The organism is Paraburkholderia strydomiana, assembly GCF_046030495.1.
GTDB classification, from domain to species: Bacteria; Pseudomonadota; Gammaproteobacteria; order Burkholderiales; family Burkholderiaceae; genus Paraburkholderia; species Paraburkholderia strydomiana_A.
Genome location: NZ_JAQQCJ010000037.1, coordinates 1 through 17325, shown reverse-complemented (window position 1 = coordinate 17325; position 17325 = coordinate 1). Strand labels below are relative to the sequence as shown.

The 17325-nt window shown below is 62.2% G+C and carries 11 protein-coding genes and 2 pseudogenes; 5 read left to right on the top strand and 8 right to left on the bottom strand.

The genetic code is table 11. The features are described 5' to 3' along the window. Positions 1 to 21: 21 nt before the first annotated feature. Together PQQ53_RS32345 and gltA are read right to left on the bottom strand one after the other, a co-directional pair. Positions 22 to 2301 (bottom strand): amylo-alpha-1,6-glucosidase, encoded by a 2280-nt coding sequence (locus PQQ53_RS32345; protein WP_408144795.1) that lies wholly within the window; start codon positions 2299 to 2301, stop codon positions 22 to 24. A gap of 326 nt (positions 2302 to 2627) precedes the next feature. Next, positions 2628 to 3926 (bottom strand): citrate synthase, encoded by a 1299-nt coding sequence (gene gltA / locus PQQ53_RS32340; protein WP_408144793.1) that lies wholly within the window; start codon positions 3924 to 3926, stop codon positions 2628 to 2630. 430 nt (positions 3927 to 4356) lie between these two features. On the opposite strand from gltA, the gene PQQ53_RS32335 reads away from it, so the two are divergent. Continuing rightward, positions 4357 to 4758, top strand: a complete 402-nt coding sequence (locus PQQ53_RS32335) for a hypothetical protein (protein WP_168664332.1) — start codon at positions 4357 to 4359, stop codon at positions 4756 to 4758. Positions 4759 to 4863: 105 nt separating this feature from the next. Here PQQ53_RS32335 and PQQ53_RS32330 read toward each other — a convergent pair whose 3' ends face one another. From PQQ53_RS32330 to PQQ53_RS32320, 3 genes are all read right to left on the bottom strand, one after another. After that, positions 4864 to 5715, bottom strand: coding sequence for an alpha/beta fold hydrolase (locus tag PQQ53_RS32330; RefSeq protein ID WP_408328633.1), 852 nt, complete (start codon positions 5713 to 5715; stop codon positions 4864 to 4866). Between the two features lie 450 nt (positions 5716 to 6165). Further along, the gene (locus PQQ53_RS32325) at positions 6166 to 7218 is read right to left on the bottom strand and encodes a rod shape-determining protein (protein ID WP_408144789.1); all 1053 of its coding nucleotides are present in this window, start codon (positions 7216 to 7218) and stop codon (positions 6166 to 6168) included. A 191-nt stretch (positions 7219 to 7409) separates the two neighbouring features. Beyond that, the gene (locus PQQ53_RS32320) at positions 7410 to 8069 is read right to left on the bottom strand and encodes an alpha/beta hydrolase (protein WP_408144787.1); all 660 of its coding nucleotides are present in this window, start codon (positions 8067 to 8069) and stop codon (positions 7410 to 7412) included. A 328-nt stretch (positions 8070 to 8397) separates the two neighbouring features. Here PQQ53_RS32320 and PQQ53_RS32315 point away from each other — a divergent pair, with 328 nt between their 5' ends. Continuing rightward, entirely contained in the window at positions 8398 to 9975 is a 1578-nt protein-coding gene (locus tag PQQ53_RS32315; RefSeq protein WP_408144785.1) for a DHA2 family efflux MFS transporter permease subunit, read from the top strand. Between the two features lie 108 nt (positions 9976 to 10083). Here PQQ53_RS32315 and PQQ53_RS32310 read toward each other — a convergent pair whose 3' ends face one another. From PQQ53_RS32310 to PQQ53_RS32300, 3 genes and pseudogenes are all read right to left on the bottom strand, one after another. After that, a complete protein-coding gene (locus tag PQQ53_RS32310) occupies positions 10084 to 10833 on the bottom strand; it encodes an AraC family transcriptional regulator (protein ID WP_408145015.1) in 750 nt (249 codons plus the stop codon). 153 nt (positions 10834 to 10986) lie between these two features. Continuing rightward, positions 10987 to 11061: pseudogene (locus tag PQQ53_RS32305) on the bottom strand (hypothetical protein); the annotation flags it as partial. Between the two features lie 794 nt (positions 11062 to 11855). Further along, the gene (locus tag PQQ53_RS32300; protein WP_408328630.1) at positions 11856 to 12725 is read right to left on the bottom strand and encodes an NmrA family NAD(P)-binding protein; all 870 of its coding nucleotides are present in this window, start codon (positions 12723 to 12725) and stop codon (positions 11856 to 11858) included. 269 nt (positions 12726 to 12994) lie between these two features. On the opposite strand from PQQ53_RS32300, the pseudogene PQQ53_RS32295 reads away from it, so the two are divergent. From PQQ53_RS32295 to PQQ53_RS32285, 3 genes and pseudogenes are all read left to right on the top strand, one after another. Further along, positions 12995 to 13155: pseudogene (locus PQQ53_RS32295) on the top strand (IS21 family transposase); the annotation flags it as partial. A 102-nt stretch (positions 13156 to 13257) separates the two neighbouring features. Continuing rightward, a complete protein-coding gene (locus PQQ53_RS32290) occupies positions 13258 to 13383 on the top strand; it encodes a hypothetical protein (RefSeq protein WP_408328627.1) in 126 nt (41 codons plus the stop codon). A 1561-nt stretch (positions 13384 to 14944) separates the two neighbouring features. Next, a complete protein-coding gene (locus PQQ53_RS32285) occupies positions 14945 to 16078 on the top strand; it encodes a beta-glucosidase (RefSeq protein ID WP_408328681.1) in 1134 nt (377 codons plus the stop codon). The last annotated feature ends 1247 nt before the right edge of the window (positions 16079 to 17325 follow it).

Below are 17325 nucleotides of genomic sequence, written 5' to 3'. Positions count from 1 at the left end.
GGCAGGCAGTCACGCTCCAGGCTAAAGCAACGCCACCACCCGCACATCGCCCTGCTCGGCCGAGGCGACCACCTTCTCGCCGATACGGCGGAACGTGATCGACACCGACGAATCGCCGACCCGCAGATCGCCGATTTCGAGCCAGTCGATGCCTTCGGGCAGCATCGGCTGCTCGATCACCACTTCGCGCCGCTCGGCGTCGATCGTGATGCCCAGACAGGCTTCGAGCATCATGAACGGCGAACCCGCCGCCCACGCCTGCGGCAGACACGCGACCGGGTACGCGGTGGGCGGTTCGCCGCGCCGCCGCGGAAAGCCGCAGAACAGCTCGGGCAAACGCATGTCGAAGTTGACCGCCGCCTGGAACAGCGCCTGCAACAGGCGCACGGCCGCGGCCTTGCCGCCGTAATGCGACAGGCCGCGTGCGCACAGCGCGTTGTCGTGCGGCCAGACCGAACCGTTGTGATAAGCCATCGGATTGAAGCGTGCCTGGCTCGCGGCCAGCGTGCGCACGCCCCAGCCCGTGTGGAACAGCGTGGAGTCGAGCGCGCGCACCACCGCTTCGCCGCGCTCGCGCGTCGGCAGCCCGAAGGCCAGCAGGTGGCCCGCATTCGATGCCATCACGCGGCACAGTTCGCCATGGCCGTCGAGCGCGATACCGTAGAAGCCGGACTCTTCCATCCAGTACTTTTCTTCGACACATTGACGGATTTTCTTCGCGCGCTCGCTGTATTGGGCAGCCGGTTCGCGCAGGCCGCGCAGTTTTGCGAAGCGCGCCATCGTGTCGAACGCGGCGCTCGCATACGCCTGCACTTCGACGAGCGCGATCGGCCCATCGGGAAAGCGGCCGTCGGCATGAAACACCGAGTCGTGACTGTCCTTCCACCCCTGGTTCGCCAGCCCGCCGTCCGACTCGCGCTGATAGTCGAGCAGGCCGTAACGGTTCTTGTCGCACACGCCCGCAACCCACTGCGCGGCACGTTCGAGCGCCGGCCACAATTCGTCGATCAGCGCGAGGTCGCCGGTGCGCGCCGCATAGGCGCCGGCCAGCACGATGAACAGCGGCGTGGTATCGACGCCGCCGTAGTAAAGCGCGAACGGCACTTCACCGGCGGCGGCCATTTCGCCCTTGCGCATCTCGTGCATGATCTTGCCTGGCGCGGCATCGCGAAACGGCGAATTCTCGCGCGCCTGATGCTCGGCAAGAAAGCGCAGCACGCCCGCGGCCAGTTGCGGTTGCAGCCACAGCGTCTGCAACGACGTGATGACGGCGTCGCGGCCGAACGGCGTCGAGAACCACGGGATGCCCGCATACGGATACGGGCCGGTCGCGAGATCGGTGGTCAGGAGGCCGAGGTCGGCGAACGAGCGGTCGATCCATGCATTGAAAAGCGGATTGCTCGAACGCACGCGCGCGGTCGCACGGCGGCGTTCGCGCATCACGAGGTGGGCATCGACCAACGCGGCGCGCACCGCCGCGCGGCCGACGCGCGGACGCTCCGCATCGATTTGTGACAGATGGATTTCGCTCAGCGCATGCACCGGTTGCGAGACGTCGGCGCCCGGCTTGTCCGACTGCGCGACGACCTGCACCGCGACCGACAGATAAATCGACACGCACGCTTGCGCCGGCAGTTTGACGGTGTAGTCGGCGCGGTCGGCGAACAGCTTGTCCGGCTCCGGCGCGAACGCAATCTGCACATTGCGCGCGACGTCGTCGAGACCGATATAGCCGAGCAGTACTTCACGATTCTCCACGCGCGCCGGTTCGATACGGCCTTGCTTGTCGCGCTTCAGCCCGCGCACTTCGAACATGTCGCGGAAGTCGCTCGCGAACGAAATGGACAGCGGCACCACGGCGTCGCGCGTGCCGTAGTTGGTGAGTTCGATGGCCTCGTTGAGCACGGTACCCGACAGCACGCGCACGCGCTCGACGTGGATCACGCCTTCGGGCGTGCTGTCGCCGCCGAGCGGCGGCAGCGGACGATTGGTCAGGTGCGCGGTGAACGAGGTGTTGTCGCTGCTGACGCTGCCCGATAGCAGCGACGGCGCACGGCCGCCGAAAGTCAGGCGCAGTTGCGAAAGAACGCGGGTGTCGTTGACGAACAGGCCGTCGTCGTGGCCCGTGATATCGCCGAGCGGGTCGTTGACGATGAAGGTGTCGCCCGACTTCAGCACGTGCTGGGTGGCACTCGCGACATTGAGGTTTTCCGTCGGGATGAATACGCCGTCCGGCTCGGGCTCGCGGTGATCGACACCGCCCGAGAGGGACACACCACCGAGGGTTTCTGGCTGCTGCATCAGGGTCACTCCTATGGGTTCGCTTCGGCTTTCAGTTTCACATTCGGTCCCCGCTTCGTGCCGGCCGGTTGCTTCCGATTGTAGAGGGTCTGTCCGCGTCAGACGAACTTATCACAGGGGAGTTTCGGTTTTTTTGCAAGGTTTGTTGCGTGTTTGTTGCGTGATTTTCCGTGGCACAGGACGTGCAGAGGGTTGGGCTTTCACGCGACGCAAGCGAGGTCGGCTTTCTTTCGTGGGGAAGTTGCCGCAAGCATGCGCCTTCAATCAGGACTTCAGCGCAAAAAAAGCCGTCGCGCAGTCATCGGACTGCCGACGGCCTCGACACATTAACGCTGCGTCACCGCTTTGGCTTCGCGCTGCGTCTCACCCACGAACAACTGACGCGGGCGGCCGATCTTCTGCTCAGGATCGGCAATCATTTCGTTCCACTGTGCAATCCAGCCGACCGTGCGTGCCATCGCGAAGATACACGTGAACATCGCGGTCGGAATGCCGAGTGCGCGTTGCACGATACCCGAGTAGAAGTCGACGTTCGGGTACAGCTTGCGCGACACGAAGTAATCGTCTTCGAGTGCGATCTTTTCCAGCGCCATAGCGAGCTTGAACAGCGGGTCGTCGTGCAGGCCCAGTTCTTCGAGCACTTCGTGGCAGGTTTCGCGCATCAGCTTCGCGCGCGGATCGTAGTTCTTGTAGACGCGGTGACCGAAGCCCATCAGCTTCACGCCCGAGTTCTTGTCCTTTACCTTCGCGATGAACTCGGGGATGTTGTCGACCGAGCCGATTTCTTCCAGCATGTTCAACGCGGCTTCGTTCGCGCCGCCGTGCGCCGGGCCCCACAGACACGCGATACCCGCCGCGATACACGCGAACGGATTCGCACCCGACGAACCGGCAAGGCGCACGGTCGAGGTCGATGCGTTCTGTTCATGGTCCGCGTGCAGGATCAGGATGCGGTCGAGCGCGCGCACCAGCACGTCGTTGACCTCGTACTCTTCCGCCGGATTGGCGAACATCATGCGCATGAAGTTCGCGCTATACGACAGGTCGTTCTTCGGATAAACGAACGGTTGACCCACGGTGTACTTGTACGCCATCGCGACCAGCGTCGGCAGCTTTGCGATCATGCGGATCGCGGAGACCTCGCGGTGCTGCGCGTTATTGATGTCGAGCGAGTCGTGATAGAACGCCGACAATGCGCCGACCGCGGCGACCAGAATCGCCATCGGGTGCGCGTCGCGGCGGAAACCACGGAAGAAGAAGTGCATCTGCTCGTGCACCATCGTGTGCTTCGTGACAGTGTTCACGAACTCTTCTTTCTGCTGCGCGTTCGGCAGTTCGCCCTTCAACAGCAAATAACAGGTTTCGAGAAAGTCGGCGTTTTGCGCGAGATTGTCGATCGGATAACCGCGGTACAGCAGCTCGCCCTTGTCGCCGTCGATATACGTGATTTCGGAATTGCACGCCGCCGTCGACATGAAGCCCGGGTCGTACGTGAACTTGCCGGTCTGGCCGTACAACTTGCGAATGTCGATCACGTCCGGCCCGAGCGAGCCTTGATAGATCGGCAGTTCAATCGTCTGGTCGCTGTCGGAAAAGCTCAGCGTTGCGTGTGTCTTCGAGTTCATCTACACGTTCCTTATACTTTCACATCGCACACATGCCGGCATGCCCGACCTTCGCTTCTTCCGGACGCGTTGGCATGCTCAGGCTCCGCCTCGCATTCTACGGGCCACAGGGTCGTTGATTGCGACGATTGACGGCAACAATCAATCTCGGCTCACGCAACATTCGTTGCCTGTGAAGCCCCTGTGAAGGGCACGTGAAACGCGCGAATATACCGCGCGAAAGATTCCCCGCGCGCTGCACGGCACTGCCCAGCCAAATGAAAGTTAGCGCGCTCGCCGCAACAATGTTTTGCTCCAGTCGGGCTGCGCAGGCTCAGCGCATCTGCGATACTGGATTCGTGTTTTGCTTCCCCTGCTAACACATCGCTGTCTTTGGCCCGCCGCGTCACGGCGGGCTTTTTTAATCAGCCAGAAGAACAGGAAGGACCCGATGAACGCCTCTCTCGAAACGCTATTTCCGGATCATGTTCACACGGAAGAGAACAGCGTCACCGCGCTGAATCATCAGGACATCGTCGTCGCATTATCGGCGGCGCTGAAAACGCAGGACGTGGCGGTGCTGCACATGCTTTATCCGCGCACCGACGCGCGCACGCATCGCAGTCTCGATACGCTCGTGAATGTATTGCACGGCCACGGCCTGCATGAAGTGGCGGACCTGATCGCTCAGGAAGCGCACTATCTGCTGTTCAAAGATCCTGTGAAAGCGTGGAAAGCCTTCCACGAAATTCGCAACGACTCGCTCGCGATCGGCGTGCATCTGTACTACCACGGCCTCGTCGGCGAAGCGGCGGAACGTGCGCTCGATAAAGACGCGCATCGCAAGGTTTGAACCCGGCTGTCTGATTGGAGAGCCGTGCCGGGCTGCCGCATGTGAAGCGCCGCGAGCGGCCCGGCGCGGTGGCGCAATGGCCGCACTGCGCGCCCATGTCGCTCACTACACGCCCATCGCGCGAATGAACTCGTCGACGTAGCGATTGAACGCGCCCGGATGCGCGAGGTTCATCCCATGCGATGCCCCGCGCACCGTCTCGCGGCGCGCATCGGGCAGCCACGATTGCAACGCGGCGGCGGTACGCCGGAACATGTCGGGACTCTTCTCGCCGTCGATCAGCAACACCGGGCAGCGCACGTCGGCGGCTTCTTCAGGCACATAGGGCGGCAACGGATCCTGGAATTGCCGCGCGAGCGTGTGCGCGTTATCGGTCGCCATCCTGCGAAAGCCGGGCGTGCTCATCGCCCAGAACCCGGGCCGGCTGACCGAATCGACGAACAATTGCAAGCCCGCTTCCACTTCCCCTGCTTCGATCAGTTGCGCCGCTTTCGCGCGCAACGCGTTGACCGTCTCCGGCAAACGCGCGGGCGGACGCCCGGCGATCTGCAGGGGACCGCCGGGGTCGGCAAGCGTCAACGTGCGCACACGTTCAGGATGTCGCCGAGCGAAATGAAACGCCACACAGCCGCCGCGCGAATGCCCCGCCACATGCGCTGGTCCCGCACCGAAGCGGTCGATGAATTCGGCGACTTCATCCGCATGCCTGCTCCAGCTGAACGGCAGACCGGGCTCGGTATCGGTCACCGGCCAGTAGTGCGTGAGACTCACCGCGACACAGCGATACTGCTTTGAAAGACCGGCGAGTTGCGGTTGCCAGTAGCGGTAATCGCACAGCGAGCCATGCACGAACAGCAGCAGTTCGCCCTCGCCCGCTTCCACGTAGGGCATGCGCAGACCGCTTTGCAGTTCGATGAAAGATGGCGAAGACAACGAAGCAGAAACAGATTGATTCACGGATGGTTCACAGACAGCGCGGCAGCACGCCAATTCAGCGGCGCCGGCGAGAAATGGAATGAAGAAAATGCCTCTACGTCCCTGAAATTGGGACGCGGACGCGTATTGTCACATAGCTTCCGAAAAGCATGCGGGCGCTCGTTCGCGACGCGGCATCGGCCAGACGGATAAGCAGGACTCGTACGCCCGAACCGTCGAACGCAGCGCGGCGCTACCGTACAAACGAAGCTGTCACACAGAAGCGTGTGGCGGCTCGTCCAACGTACGGACCCGGCTCCGACCGGTGCGAGCCGCTGATAACCGCGGCGCACATTGACTCAACCAGGACCCGCACGCGCGAGCCCCCGATTGGCCACGCAGGTCCGCACGGCACAGGCAGCGCGAGACCACAGCGTGGGCGCGTTAAAACACTTCGCCGAAAAACATCAGCAGCCCTTCCCGCGCCCATCGTCATTCGTACCCGGCTTCTTCGAGCAAACCGGACGCGGCCGCCGCCCCCGCCCCACGCACCGCGCAGGTCAGCGGTTCATCGGCCACCCGCACTTCGAGTCCGAGTTCACAGGTCAGGCGGCGCCCGAGGTTGCCGAGCAGCGCGCCGCCGCCGGTCAGCACGATGCCGTGGTGCGCGATGTCCGTCACCAGTTCGGCCGGCGCGCTTTCGAGCCCGCGCTTGACCGCACCGATCACCTGACGCAGCGGCCCTTCGATCGCCTCGGCGATATCGTGATTGCTCAACTGCACCGTGCGCGGCAAGCCGTCGTCGACGCTGCGGCCGGTCGCGTTCATCTGCTCGAACGGCACGTCACGCACCGCCGAACCGATGTTCTTCTTCACATGCTCGGCGGTTTGCTCGCCGATCAGCACGCCGTACAGATTGCGCACATAGCTCACGATCGCCGCGTCGAAGTTGTCGCCGCCCACGCGCACCGAGCCGCTATACGCGGTGCCGCCGAGCGCGATCACGCCGACTTCGGTGGTGCCGCCGCCGATATCGACCACCATCGACCCGGTCGCGTCCGCCACCGGCATGCCCGCGCCAAGCGCCGACGCCAGCGATTCGCCGATGAAGCTGACCTTCCACGCACCGGCCGCGACGGCCGCCTCCTTGATCGCGCGCCGCTCGACGTGGGTCGCGCCCGCCGGCACGCACAGCGTGAACGCCGCGCGGCGGCTGAACAGCGGCCGCGGACGCGCCATGTCGACGAACTGGCGAATCATGTGCTCGGCGGCGGAGAAATTGGCGATCACGCCGTGGCGCATCGGCCGCACCGTTTCGAGGTTGCGCGGCGTGCGGCCCAGCAGCTGGCGCGCTTCGGTGCCCACCGCGGCGACGCGCATGGGTCCGGCTGCAGGCTCTTTCTGGAAACACACGACAGACGGCTGGTTCAGCACGATGCCGCCGTCGTCGGTATAGATAAGGGTATTGGCCGTGCCGAGGTCCACCGCCACGGAAGGGCGGAACAGTCGCTCGAAGAGCGGGTAATGCGGCGTCGGTCTGGCCATAGGAAGGCTCTGATAAGTCGTTGTCCACCCGTGGTGCCGGGCAGTTTGAAAATGCGCCCCCGGTTCCCCGAGCCGCTCGGCACGCCCCGTCGGGCATGGCGCGGTCCGCACGGCGGGGTGATTTTCAAGCTAATGACCGCTTAACGGCAAGCAGATCAATATCTTTAGGGCGACTTTCAATCGGGGCCGTGTCAACCGCGCGACAGTGCCCCCAGTGAGCGCTCCAGCGCCTCGCGGCCGAGCGCGACGCCGTCGGCGTCGATCGTATGGCCGATGCCGGGCAGCACGTACGCGTCGACCGTGTAGCCGGCGTTGCTGAACGCGTCGGCGGCGTACTCCAGTTCGCGCACCGGGATCACTTCGTCGTCCTCGCCGTGGATCAGCGTGAGCGGCGTGCCGTTGTTCGCGACGATGGGCGACGCGAGCCGCCCCGAATACGCGACGACGCCGGCTGCGCCTTCGGCGCTGGCCGCCACGTGGTGCAGCGCCATGATCGAACCTTGCGAAAAGCCGACGAGCGCAAGGCGACCGAAAGCCACCTGCCAATGGGCGAGTTCTGCTTCGAGCACCCTGCGCAGCGCCGGATAAGCGGCGCTCACCCGCGCCTCCCGATTCGCTTCGTTGACGTCGCGCAGGCTGAACCATTGACGGCCGCCAAAGCCGCCGTCGAACGCGTCGGTGCCGTCGAGCGAGGTGAACGCGACGTCCGGCAGCGCCTCGCTCCAGATGTCCGCGAGCGGCATCAGATCGCGCGCATTGCTGCCGACGCCGTGCATCAGCACGACGAGCCCTTTGGCAGGCGCGCTCACCGGTGCGCGCCGCCAGCCGTGTTCGAATTGCTCCCAGGCCATATGCGTTTCCTTTTCTGTTGGTCGATTCGTGGTTCGTGTGCGGTGCGCGCACGCGCGGCAAGCGCCTGCCTTGCGCATCTTTCGCCGGCTTTATACGCCTGAACGGCATGCGTGACCACGATGTCATGCAGGCCATCGGCAGCCCTAGCCGCGAGCATACGCTGAGCGCCCTCTTCGCGCCGCCCGGCGCGCATCTCCGACGACGTCAAAATCCGAATACAGGTATGCTTTTGCGATCATTCGACGGACCCGCCGACGGGCGCCTTTCGCTCGCGGTGAATAGCCCATCCGTCCACACCGTGCGCAGCACCCCGTTCCGGAGAACCCATTGAGCCAGCCCACCGCCGCGCCCGCTTCCGCGCCGCCTGCCCCGCCACCGCCGCTCGAAGGCGGCAAACTGGTTCTGGCCACTGTCGCCGTCGCGCTCGCGACGTTCATGAACGTGCTCGACACGTCGATCGCGAACGTCGCGATTCCGACCATTTCGGGAAACCTCGGCGTCTCGGTCGATGAAGGCACGTGGGTCATCACCGTGTTCGCCGCAGCCAATGCGGTGTCGATTCCGCTGACCGGCTGGCTCACGCAGCGCATCGGCCAGGTGAAGCTGTTCGTCGGCGCGATCCTGATGTTCGTGCTGGCCTCGTGGCTGTGCGGCATTGCGCCGACGCTGCCGATCCTGCTGCTCGCGCGGATCTTCCAGGGCGCGGTGGCCGGCCCGCTGATTCCGCTGTCGCAAGCGATTCTGCTCGGCTCGTATCCGAAGGAGAAATCCTCGACCGCGCTCGCGCTCTGGGCGATGACCGCGACCGTCGGCCCGATCGCGGGCCCCGCGCTCGGCGGCTGGATCACGGATAGTTACAGCTGGTCGTGGATCTTCTACATCAACATTCCGGTCGGCCTGTTCGCGGCGGGCGTCACGTGGATGATCTATCGCACCCGTGAGTCGCCGACCCGCAAGCCGCCGATCGACGTGGTCGGGCTCGGCCTGCTGATCACCTGGGTCGCGTCGCTGCAGATCATGCTCGACAAGGGCAAGGACCTCGACTGGTTCTCGTCGCCGGTCATCGTGATTCTCGGCATCACCGCGCTGATCAGCTTCGCGTTCTTCCTCGTGTGGGAGCTGACCGAAGAGAATCCGATCGTCGATTTACGGCTCTTCCAGCAGCGCAATTTTCTCGGCGGCACGATTGCGATTTCGGTCGCGTACGGCGTGTTCTTCGGCAACCTCGTGCTGCTGCCGCAATGGATGCAGGAGTATCTGAACTACCGCTCCGTGGATGCTGGTCTCGTCACCGCGCCGCTCGGCATCTTCGCGGTGATACTCGCGCCGGTGATGGGCCGGGTGCTGCCGCGCTCGGACGCGCGCGTGATCTCGACGCTGGCGTTCGTCGGCTTTGCGCTCGTGTTCTACATGCGCTCGAAATACGTGATCGAAATCGACACCTGGCATCTCGTGTTGCCCACACTGCTGCAAGGCATTCCGATGGCGCTGTTCTTCGTGCCGCTGACCTCGATCATCCTGTCCGGCCAGCCGCCGAGCAAGATTCCGGCAGCCGCGGGCCTGTCGAATTTCGCGCGGGTGTTTTGCGGCGCGGTGGGCACGTCGATCGCGGGCTCGGCGTGGAATAACCGCACCGTGCTCCATCATGCGCGGCTCACCGAACAGGCCAGCATCAACAACCCGGCGTTCAACCAGCAGATCGACACGACCCAGTCGCTGCTGCATCTGAATCAGCAATCGGCGCACGCACTGTTCGATTTCACCGTGAACACGCAGGCCGCGATGATGGGCCTGAACGACATTTTCTTCGTGTCGGCGATCATCTTCATTCTGATCATTCCATTGATCTGGATTACACGGCCGGCCAAGGGCGGCGGCGGTCCTGGCGCGGCGGGCGCACATTGAGGGGGATGGCGGGGTGTTGCATTCCGTGCGCGCGGGCCTGAGGGTTCGCTTTCGCCGGGCTGCTCGCGTGCGGTGACGCAGTGGCGCTCGCGTCGCGCCGGTAGCGTGTCAGCGGAAATAGCGCGCGGGGGTATCGCCGAACGCCTCGCGGAACACCGCGATGAACGACGACACGTCGTTGTAGCCCACGTCGAGCGCCACCTGGGTGACGCTCGCGCCGCCGCCCAGATGTTCGAGTGCGACCAGCAGGCGCAATTGCTGGCGCCATTGACCGAAGGTCTGCCCGGTTTCCTTAACGAACAGACGCGCCGCCGTGCGCGCCGTGACACCGGCGGCCGCCGCGAGCTCTTCGAGTACCGCGGGTTGCGCGGGGTCGTCGCTGAGCGCGGCGGCGATCCGCTCGATGCGCGGGTCGCCCGGCCAGTTCAGGCCCAGTGGCGCGGAGCGCAAGCCCGGCAGGCGATCCAGCAGCACCTGCATGAGACGGTTGGCGGGTTCGTCGAACGGTTGGTCGTACGGCAGAGCGGCCGCGGCGCCCAGCAGCGCCTGCACGAGGGCGTCCGGCACGAGCGCGCCGCTTTGCGCGGGCAAGGGCGCCGCGTCCGGGGTGGCATAGAGCGAATAGAGTTGCACGGGACGCGTCGCGTGCAGGCAGTGCAACACGTTCGGCACGATCCAGACCGCGTGCCCGGGCGGCACGACCCAGCGGCCGGTTTCGGTGCGCACGGTCAGCACGCCGTCGCTTACGTGAATCAGCCGTGCGTGACGATAGGCTCGCCACGGCTCGTCAAGCGTGTCATGGCGTTCGCCGACCACGAAGACCGTCTGGTCGACGCCGTTCGGATCGAAGGCTTCCATCTGGGGGTCCGGGTTGCCGCGTTGCTTCCACGAAGGCAGCAAGATTAGCACGGCTCGCGCGGAGGACTTTGTGGGGAGGCAAGAAGGGAATCGCGGCTTCGGCGGTCTACGCTCAATGCGCGACGCCTTCCTGCTCGAACCGTTGTCGGTTTCGTAGTCGCGCAGTACGACATGCCACTCGCCAGTGGGCAACACCACGCGGCTACCGTCGTTGAAGTCGACGCGCACACCTTTCAGGGCTTGCTGCTTGCGCGCGCGCGGGCGGCGGGAACGGTGGTTTGGGCGCGGTGCCCGCGGGTATCGGGCGAACGGCGGAAGCGGTCTCGCTTGCCGGCGCAGCAAGCATACTGTGAGGAATCGAAGCAGTCATGAAACAGCGCAAAACTGGATGGAAACCAGGCGCCGATCGCATCGAACGCCGAACCTGCGGGTATTGCTCCAGTAGGGTCGACTGCTACTGACTGTCTGGCAGTTTACACGGCTCACGAGATTTGCAGATGGAATACAAACCGTAGCAATCTGGGTTTAAGCGCGTTTGTGGTTTCTCATCGAAACTTAAGAAACAGTCGTGATGCTATACGTGTACGCAATCGGCTGGAATTTTAAAAACTTAAGCCCTTACGCGTAGAGATACTTATTAAGGGATCTTGCTCCTATTGCGCAGGCGTAGCCCGCGCGGGCTGTATCGGGCATGGCGGCTGGCGCCATGCAATGCTGACTGGCGTGCTTCTCGGGGGTTCGCTGCACGTTCGCTTCAATCGCCTCAAGCCAGAAGCCGATTACCTCTGGTGCGTGGAAAATATACCTCGATTTTAATCGCGCGCCTGCAAACCTTTACTCGGTTGTCGAGCGATATTTTTACCGAATAGCGGTGGCCTTCGGCGCTTCGCGGTCGTTAAAATTTTCGTTTCATTCCACCTCGAAGACCGGCGGCAATTTGAAACCGTTGGTTTATGCGTGTATCGGCGTTTCTCTTAATCGGCGGGCGGTCGAATCTGCTGAAGGATTGACCGCCCCGCCGCTCATCCCGCTCGTTCCACCAACTCCGCCAAAACCCGCTGAAAAGACGTCGTGCCAATCGCCCGCTCGTTCGGCCCGTCCGCGAAGTCGATCCAGCCCGAGTTGAAGCCGTCGAGCATTTCGATGCGCGGCACGGGCCACGCCGTGCCCTGCGACTGGAACCGCGCTTCCCACTCATCGCGCGGCACCGCCCACGCCTCCACCCGGCGCCCCAGCACGCCGCCGAGCAGCGCGGCAATCTCATGCTGTGTATAACGCTGCGGACCTTCGATCTCGACCACGCGCCGCCCCTGCCACGACTGCGCGAGCGTGTCCGCGATCACACAGCCGATATCCGTCGTCGCGACCATCGGATACGCACGATCGAGCGGCTGCAGAAAGCTCGGCATCACACCGGTTTCGCGAGCCGGCGCGATGTCCCACAGCGAGTTTTCCATGAACCACGCGGGCCGCATGAACGCGGTCGGAATCGGCAGATCGGCCAGCGCCCGTTCGAGAATGTGCACCTGTGTGATGAGCCCGAGGCCGGCCTCGCGCTGCCCGCCGACCGACGATAGCGCCACCACCCGCTCGGGCTTCGCCTTCGTCAACGCCGCCTTCAACACCGCGGCTGCGGCGTGCGCATTCGGATAGCCCGGTTGCGGCGCGAAGTTCGGCGCGATCATCACGAAGACGCCCGCCGCGCCACGGAACGCGGCGGCGAGTGCGTCGGCGTCTTCGAACGACGCGATGGCCACTTCGGCACCCCGCTGCGCCCACTGCGCCGCCTTGCTCTCGTCGCGCAACACCGCGCGCACCGCATGTCCCGCATCCAGCAGCGCGCGCGCCGCCGCGCCGCCCACCTGTCCTGTCACACCGGTAATTGCAAACATGATCTTCGCTCCTCGATGACGGCAGATGCCGCTTTGGAACGTATTCTCGATGTTTCGTTGATATTTCGCGAGAGCATGCATGTCATTTGTTTAATGATACTTTGGCATTACAAGCCGTCGTTCCGGCTCGCTGTCGTTATGGACGGCACACCCGCGATGTGTTGTTTTGCACAGTAACGGGATCCACGAAAAGCGCTAATTTGCATCGCATATCGACCCACGCAGAACATAATTCTTCCCGCAACGCGCAGGATAACGAAGTGATCGACATGGCTATATTGGCCATCATTCGACGCTGGCACTTCGCGATCAGCTCTCGTTGCGCGAGATCGAAAAGCGACTTGGTGTATCGCGCAATAGAGTCAGGCGTTACATTCGTGCCGGGGCGGCTCTGCCGGCTTATCCCAAACGTCATAGCCCCAGCAAACTTGGAGAATGTCAAGGCGGGCGCATACGGTACTGATCAAATGGTGCGAGTGGTCGTCGTTGCGGAATTCAACGGACTTGGCGGGGCACGATCTCTTGCGCGGACATGTGGTGCCTCCACGTGCGCGGACACTTCGTCAGGAGTTTTGTCGGCGAGGAGTTTGCCGATGAAATGATCAAGCTCGACAAGAAGTTCGACAAGCCTGTGGTACTAATTCTCACCCACGAGTAAGCAGTGCATGGCCGATGATCGGTTCGATCACCTGCCGTCGCTTGAGCCAGCGTCGCTGCGTGCCGGTCAGTGGCCTGTGTTTGCTACGATGAACAAGCTTGACTGACGACACTTCGGTGTCGACGCCACAAAACCCGAAATCGACCGGCGTGGTGTTCGGTTGCGGCGTCCCCGCGAGATCCTGCAACTGAATGGCGTTCTGTCCGAGTTGCTCCGCCCTTGCGTTCCCGTGATCGCGAGGCTTACCTTGACGCCCGACTCGTTGGATTGCCGCGCGTTTCCTTTTCCGATGCACTGGACCTCAGGCGCCTGTAGGCGGGTACAACCTGTTCCAGTCACTGAGGTTGGCGCGCAGTTGTGTCTGCCGTTCGTCCGATGTCATGGGCAGATTACGTTCGATGTCACGCAGTGACCCTCCCGATACTATGCGTGGACATCTGAGCGGGTGGCGCCGACCGTTCATTCATCGCGTCCAAACGACCACAAAAGAAATCAGGTTTCCTCATCGATGACCACTATGAAACTCCCAGACTCTTTGCCAGATCAACCTTCGTTTGGGGAGTTCTCCGATGAGTCAACCAACCGTAGCGCATCAGCCGGACGCGGCATCACACGCTTATGCAGGCCCGTCCATTTCAGCCCGCTCTTTGCCGCAGTTAATCTCGCCGCCTAATGGCAGAAATTACCGCCAACGTTTTGACGGGCAGGAAAAACCCGAGAAACGTATTCCTCAGTTGTTTAGATAAATCGGAACTTTTACTTAAAACTGACGCATGTAGCGCGTCGGCGAGAAAATGGGGCGAATACGAAGTCAGAGTACGGTGGAAATCTACTCAAATATTCGAACAATGTCGCCCCCGAAGGCCGTCCCCGCCGCCCACTCTGGTTTCTATCTATATTTTTCACCGCTTTCAAATTTAAGGTCGCCCAAAGGGCCAAATAACGAAGCCTATTAGTATTAATAATACCAATATGCGTTTTGGCGATTTATTATCAGATGATACAGATTGTTACGACGAAATACTCGTTAAAAATGTTTCATCCGCGTAACATCGCCGCTTCATTGCCTGGGCAGGGAGCGAACGTTCTAATCAAGGTAGAACGTACGTAGTTAGTCATCTCTGGTTATATCGGGCGCATGGGCCGTTCCGCCTGCCTTTCATCGGTGTCCAGTCGCTGTCGGCTTCCTCGAAGGGACTTGGGGCGAGCGTTTTCTTGGTTCAGGACCGTCAAAAAAAACTCACTCGTAGCTCTAATGAAATTTCAAACCTTACGTAATCTTTCGATCTATTTAGCACTCCCAATTGTTGCAGCGTGTGGTGGCGGGGGTGATGGCAAAAGTGACTCAACAGCCGTCGCCGCCAACGCTGTCGATCCGGTAGCTGTAGTCGATGCCGCCAAGCATCCCCCTTCGGTAAGCGGCACCACAATTCCACCTGCCACCTCGATCAATGATGAATGGGGTGCAGTCTGGTCGGTGAAGAACGGCGTGGTCTATCGGGCTGGTCGGACAGCTGGGTCGACGGCGGGCGTCAAGCTGTTGCTCTGGTACGCCGGCAAAATGTATCAGCAAGGCAGCGACAACAGCTGGTGGGTGTGGCAAAAGAGCAATTGGGCGGCGTCCGCCGATCCGCGTCCTGCTGCCAGCGCTCCGGCGACGACGACCACCACTACGCCCACGGCCACTACCACCACGGGCACGGCCACCACGCCCACGGCCACGCCCACGTCGGCAGCCGCAACCTCCGCTACTGCGCCAGCCATCCCGTTCTTCGGCGTCAATGAGCATTACAACTACGGCGGCGTTTATACTTCGGTCCCGCTCGCTACTCAGGCCGCAACGCTGTCCGACCTTGGCCTGACAGCGAACCGGCAGGATATTCACAGCTACGATCAGATTGACGCTGTGGCCGATACCCTTATTCCAGGCATGGGCTCGAAGATCACGATCATGCCGATGATCGATGCCTATCCGTACGATGACCCCTCGCTGAATGGGCAGACGCCGACCGAGGCGAGCGCCTACGCATACGCCTACTCGATGGCGGCTTATGCTGCGACCAAGCTCAAAGGCGTACCGGTGGTGGAATTCGGCAACGAGTACGACCTCGATATGCCGGTGGCCAACGACGGCGCCAATGTCTCCGACTACGACAACAGCACGTGGCCAATCTATCGCGGCGCGCTGCGTGGTTCGTACGACGGCTGGCGTTCGGTTGACACCGCAGGCTCGACGAAAATTATCGCCACCGCGTCATTGGGCTTCCTCCATCTGGGCTGGTACAAAGGCATGCTGACCGGCGTCCAGCCGGACGGCTCGACCGGCCACCCGGTGGTGAAGACCGACATCATTCAGTTGCATTGGTACTCTGACGGTGGTGATCCTGAGAATACGTGGGGCGTGACGGGCACGAACTACAACGTTCTGAAGTCCTTGCACGACGCATACAACCTCCCGATCATGTTCACGGAGATCGGCGTCAACACCGACTTCACCACAGCGCAGGCACAGGAGTACATCGCCAAGACGATTCCTGAACTCGTCGCGGCCAAAGCCACGTACAACGTGATCGGCTTCAACTGGTACGAACTGTACGATGACCCAACCGGCGATTACGGCATTCTGACGAGCAGCGCCGGGCAGAAGCCGATTTATACCGCCATCAAACAAGCCGTCGCAGCAGCGGCGCAATAAGCAGGGCCATGATCCGGTTGTGCGCGCGGCGCGCAACCGGATTGACCGATAGAGGGTAAGCCGTTCCCTGGGCTCTGCAGAACCTCCCGCCGGCTAAAGCAGTTAGCAACCTCGCTTAACCCCCGTCGCCTCCATGACGACGGTGAGAACCCGCCAGATGATTTTCAAATCAGGTCGGACCGGGGCCCGCCAAACCTGAATCATTTCTACAGCCTTACGATGTTTGAGGAATGAGGCGCGGGCCAGCGGATTTCATAGAAGGCCGCAGTCTATGTGGCTGCAACCAGACCGCATATAGCGCAGCAACCCCTCCTGCCCGTCACACGAAAAGCTGACGCAAAAGGAACGCGTTCATATAGAAATGATGGCCGAACGTGGGATTACGCTCGATCATCCGACTGCGCATCGCTGGGCGCTCACGCTGCTGCCGGTTCCCATCTGACGCCGCCAGGCCGTTTGATGGTTTCGTTGCACATACCCTACCCAATGGTTCCTGCCTGCCTGATCGGCCTTGTCGTAACCGCTAGCGTGCCAGCTCCTTTCGCCAATCGCCCGGTCAGCCTGCGGGATGCGGCAACCGCCTCGTGATCGTGATCGCGACCGAAGGTCAGACGATCGCAGACCACGTCCGGTGTTTCAACCGAAGCCATAAGCGGGGCGAACCATTGGCGACCGGAGTCACTACCTGGCAGTCCTGCAATGTTGCAGCCAAGTCAATGAGGTTCTCGTGCGACGGCTGTTATCGCTGTGAGTTCATCGACTCGGCACGCCGTTATAGCTGGTGGCCCAGGAACTGACAAAACACATCTGGCTGCCGCAATCGGTGTACGGGCCATTGAACACCCGATCGATGCTTTTCGGCCCCATCCGACGCTGCGCTGTCGGGAAACACGGCTCACGGGGATGGGTTGACGTGCCTGGCGAGGTAACCGACCAGAGCCCCGAGCAAAGAGCGCGCCGTTGGAAGCCGAACGGATCAGCCGTTTTGATGCCTTCTTCCTTATTCCAGACGACGCTACGGAAAAAAACGCCATTTTTCTTCGCTCGACGCGGCGTCGATTGTGCACATCTGGTCACCCCTCGCAAAACGAGCGCTGATCATCTATCGACAGTGCGCTTTTTGATAGGCGACTCTCGTGAAAAATGAACTGATCCATTCCATTGCACCGTGACGTCTTTGTCTCCGCCCGTATCCGAACCGGATACAGGAGCACGCGCGACTTCGCTGAGTCGTTCTTTCTGTCGCG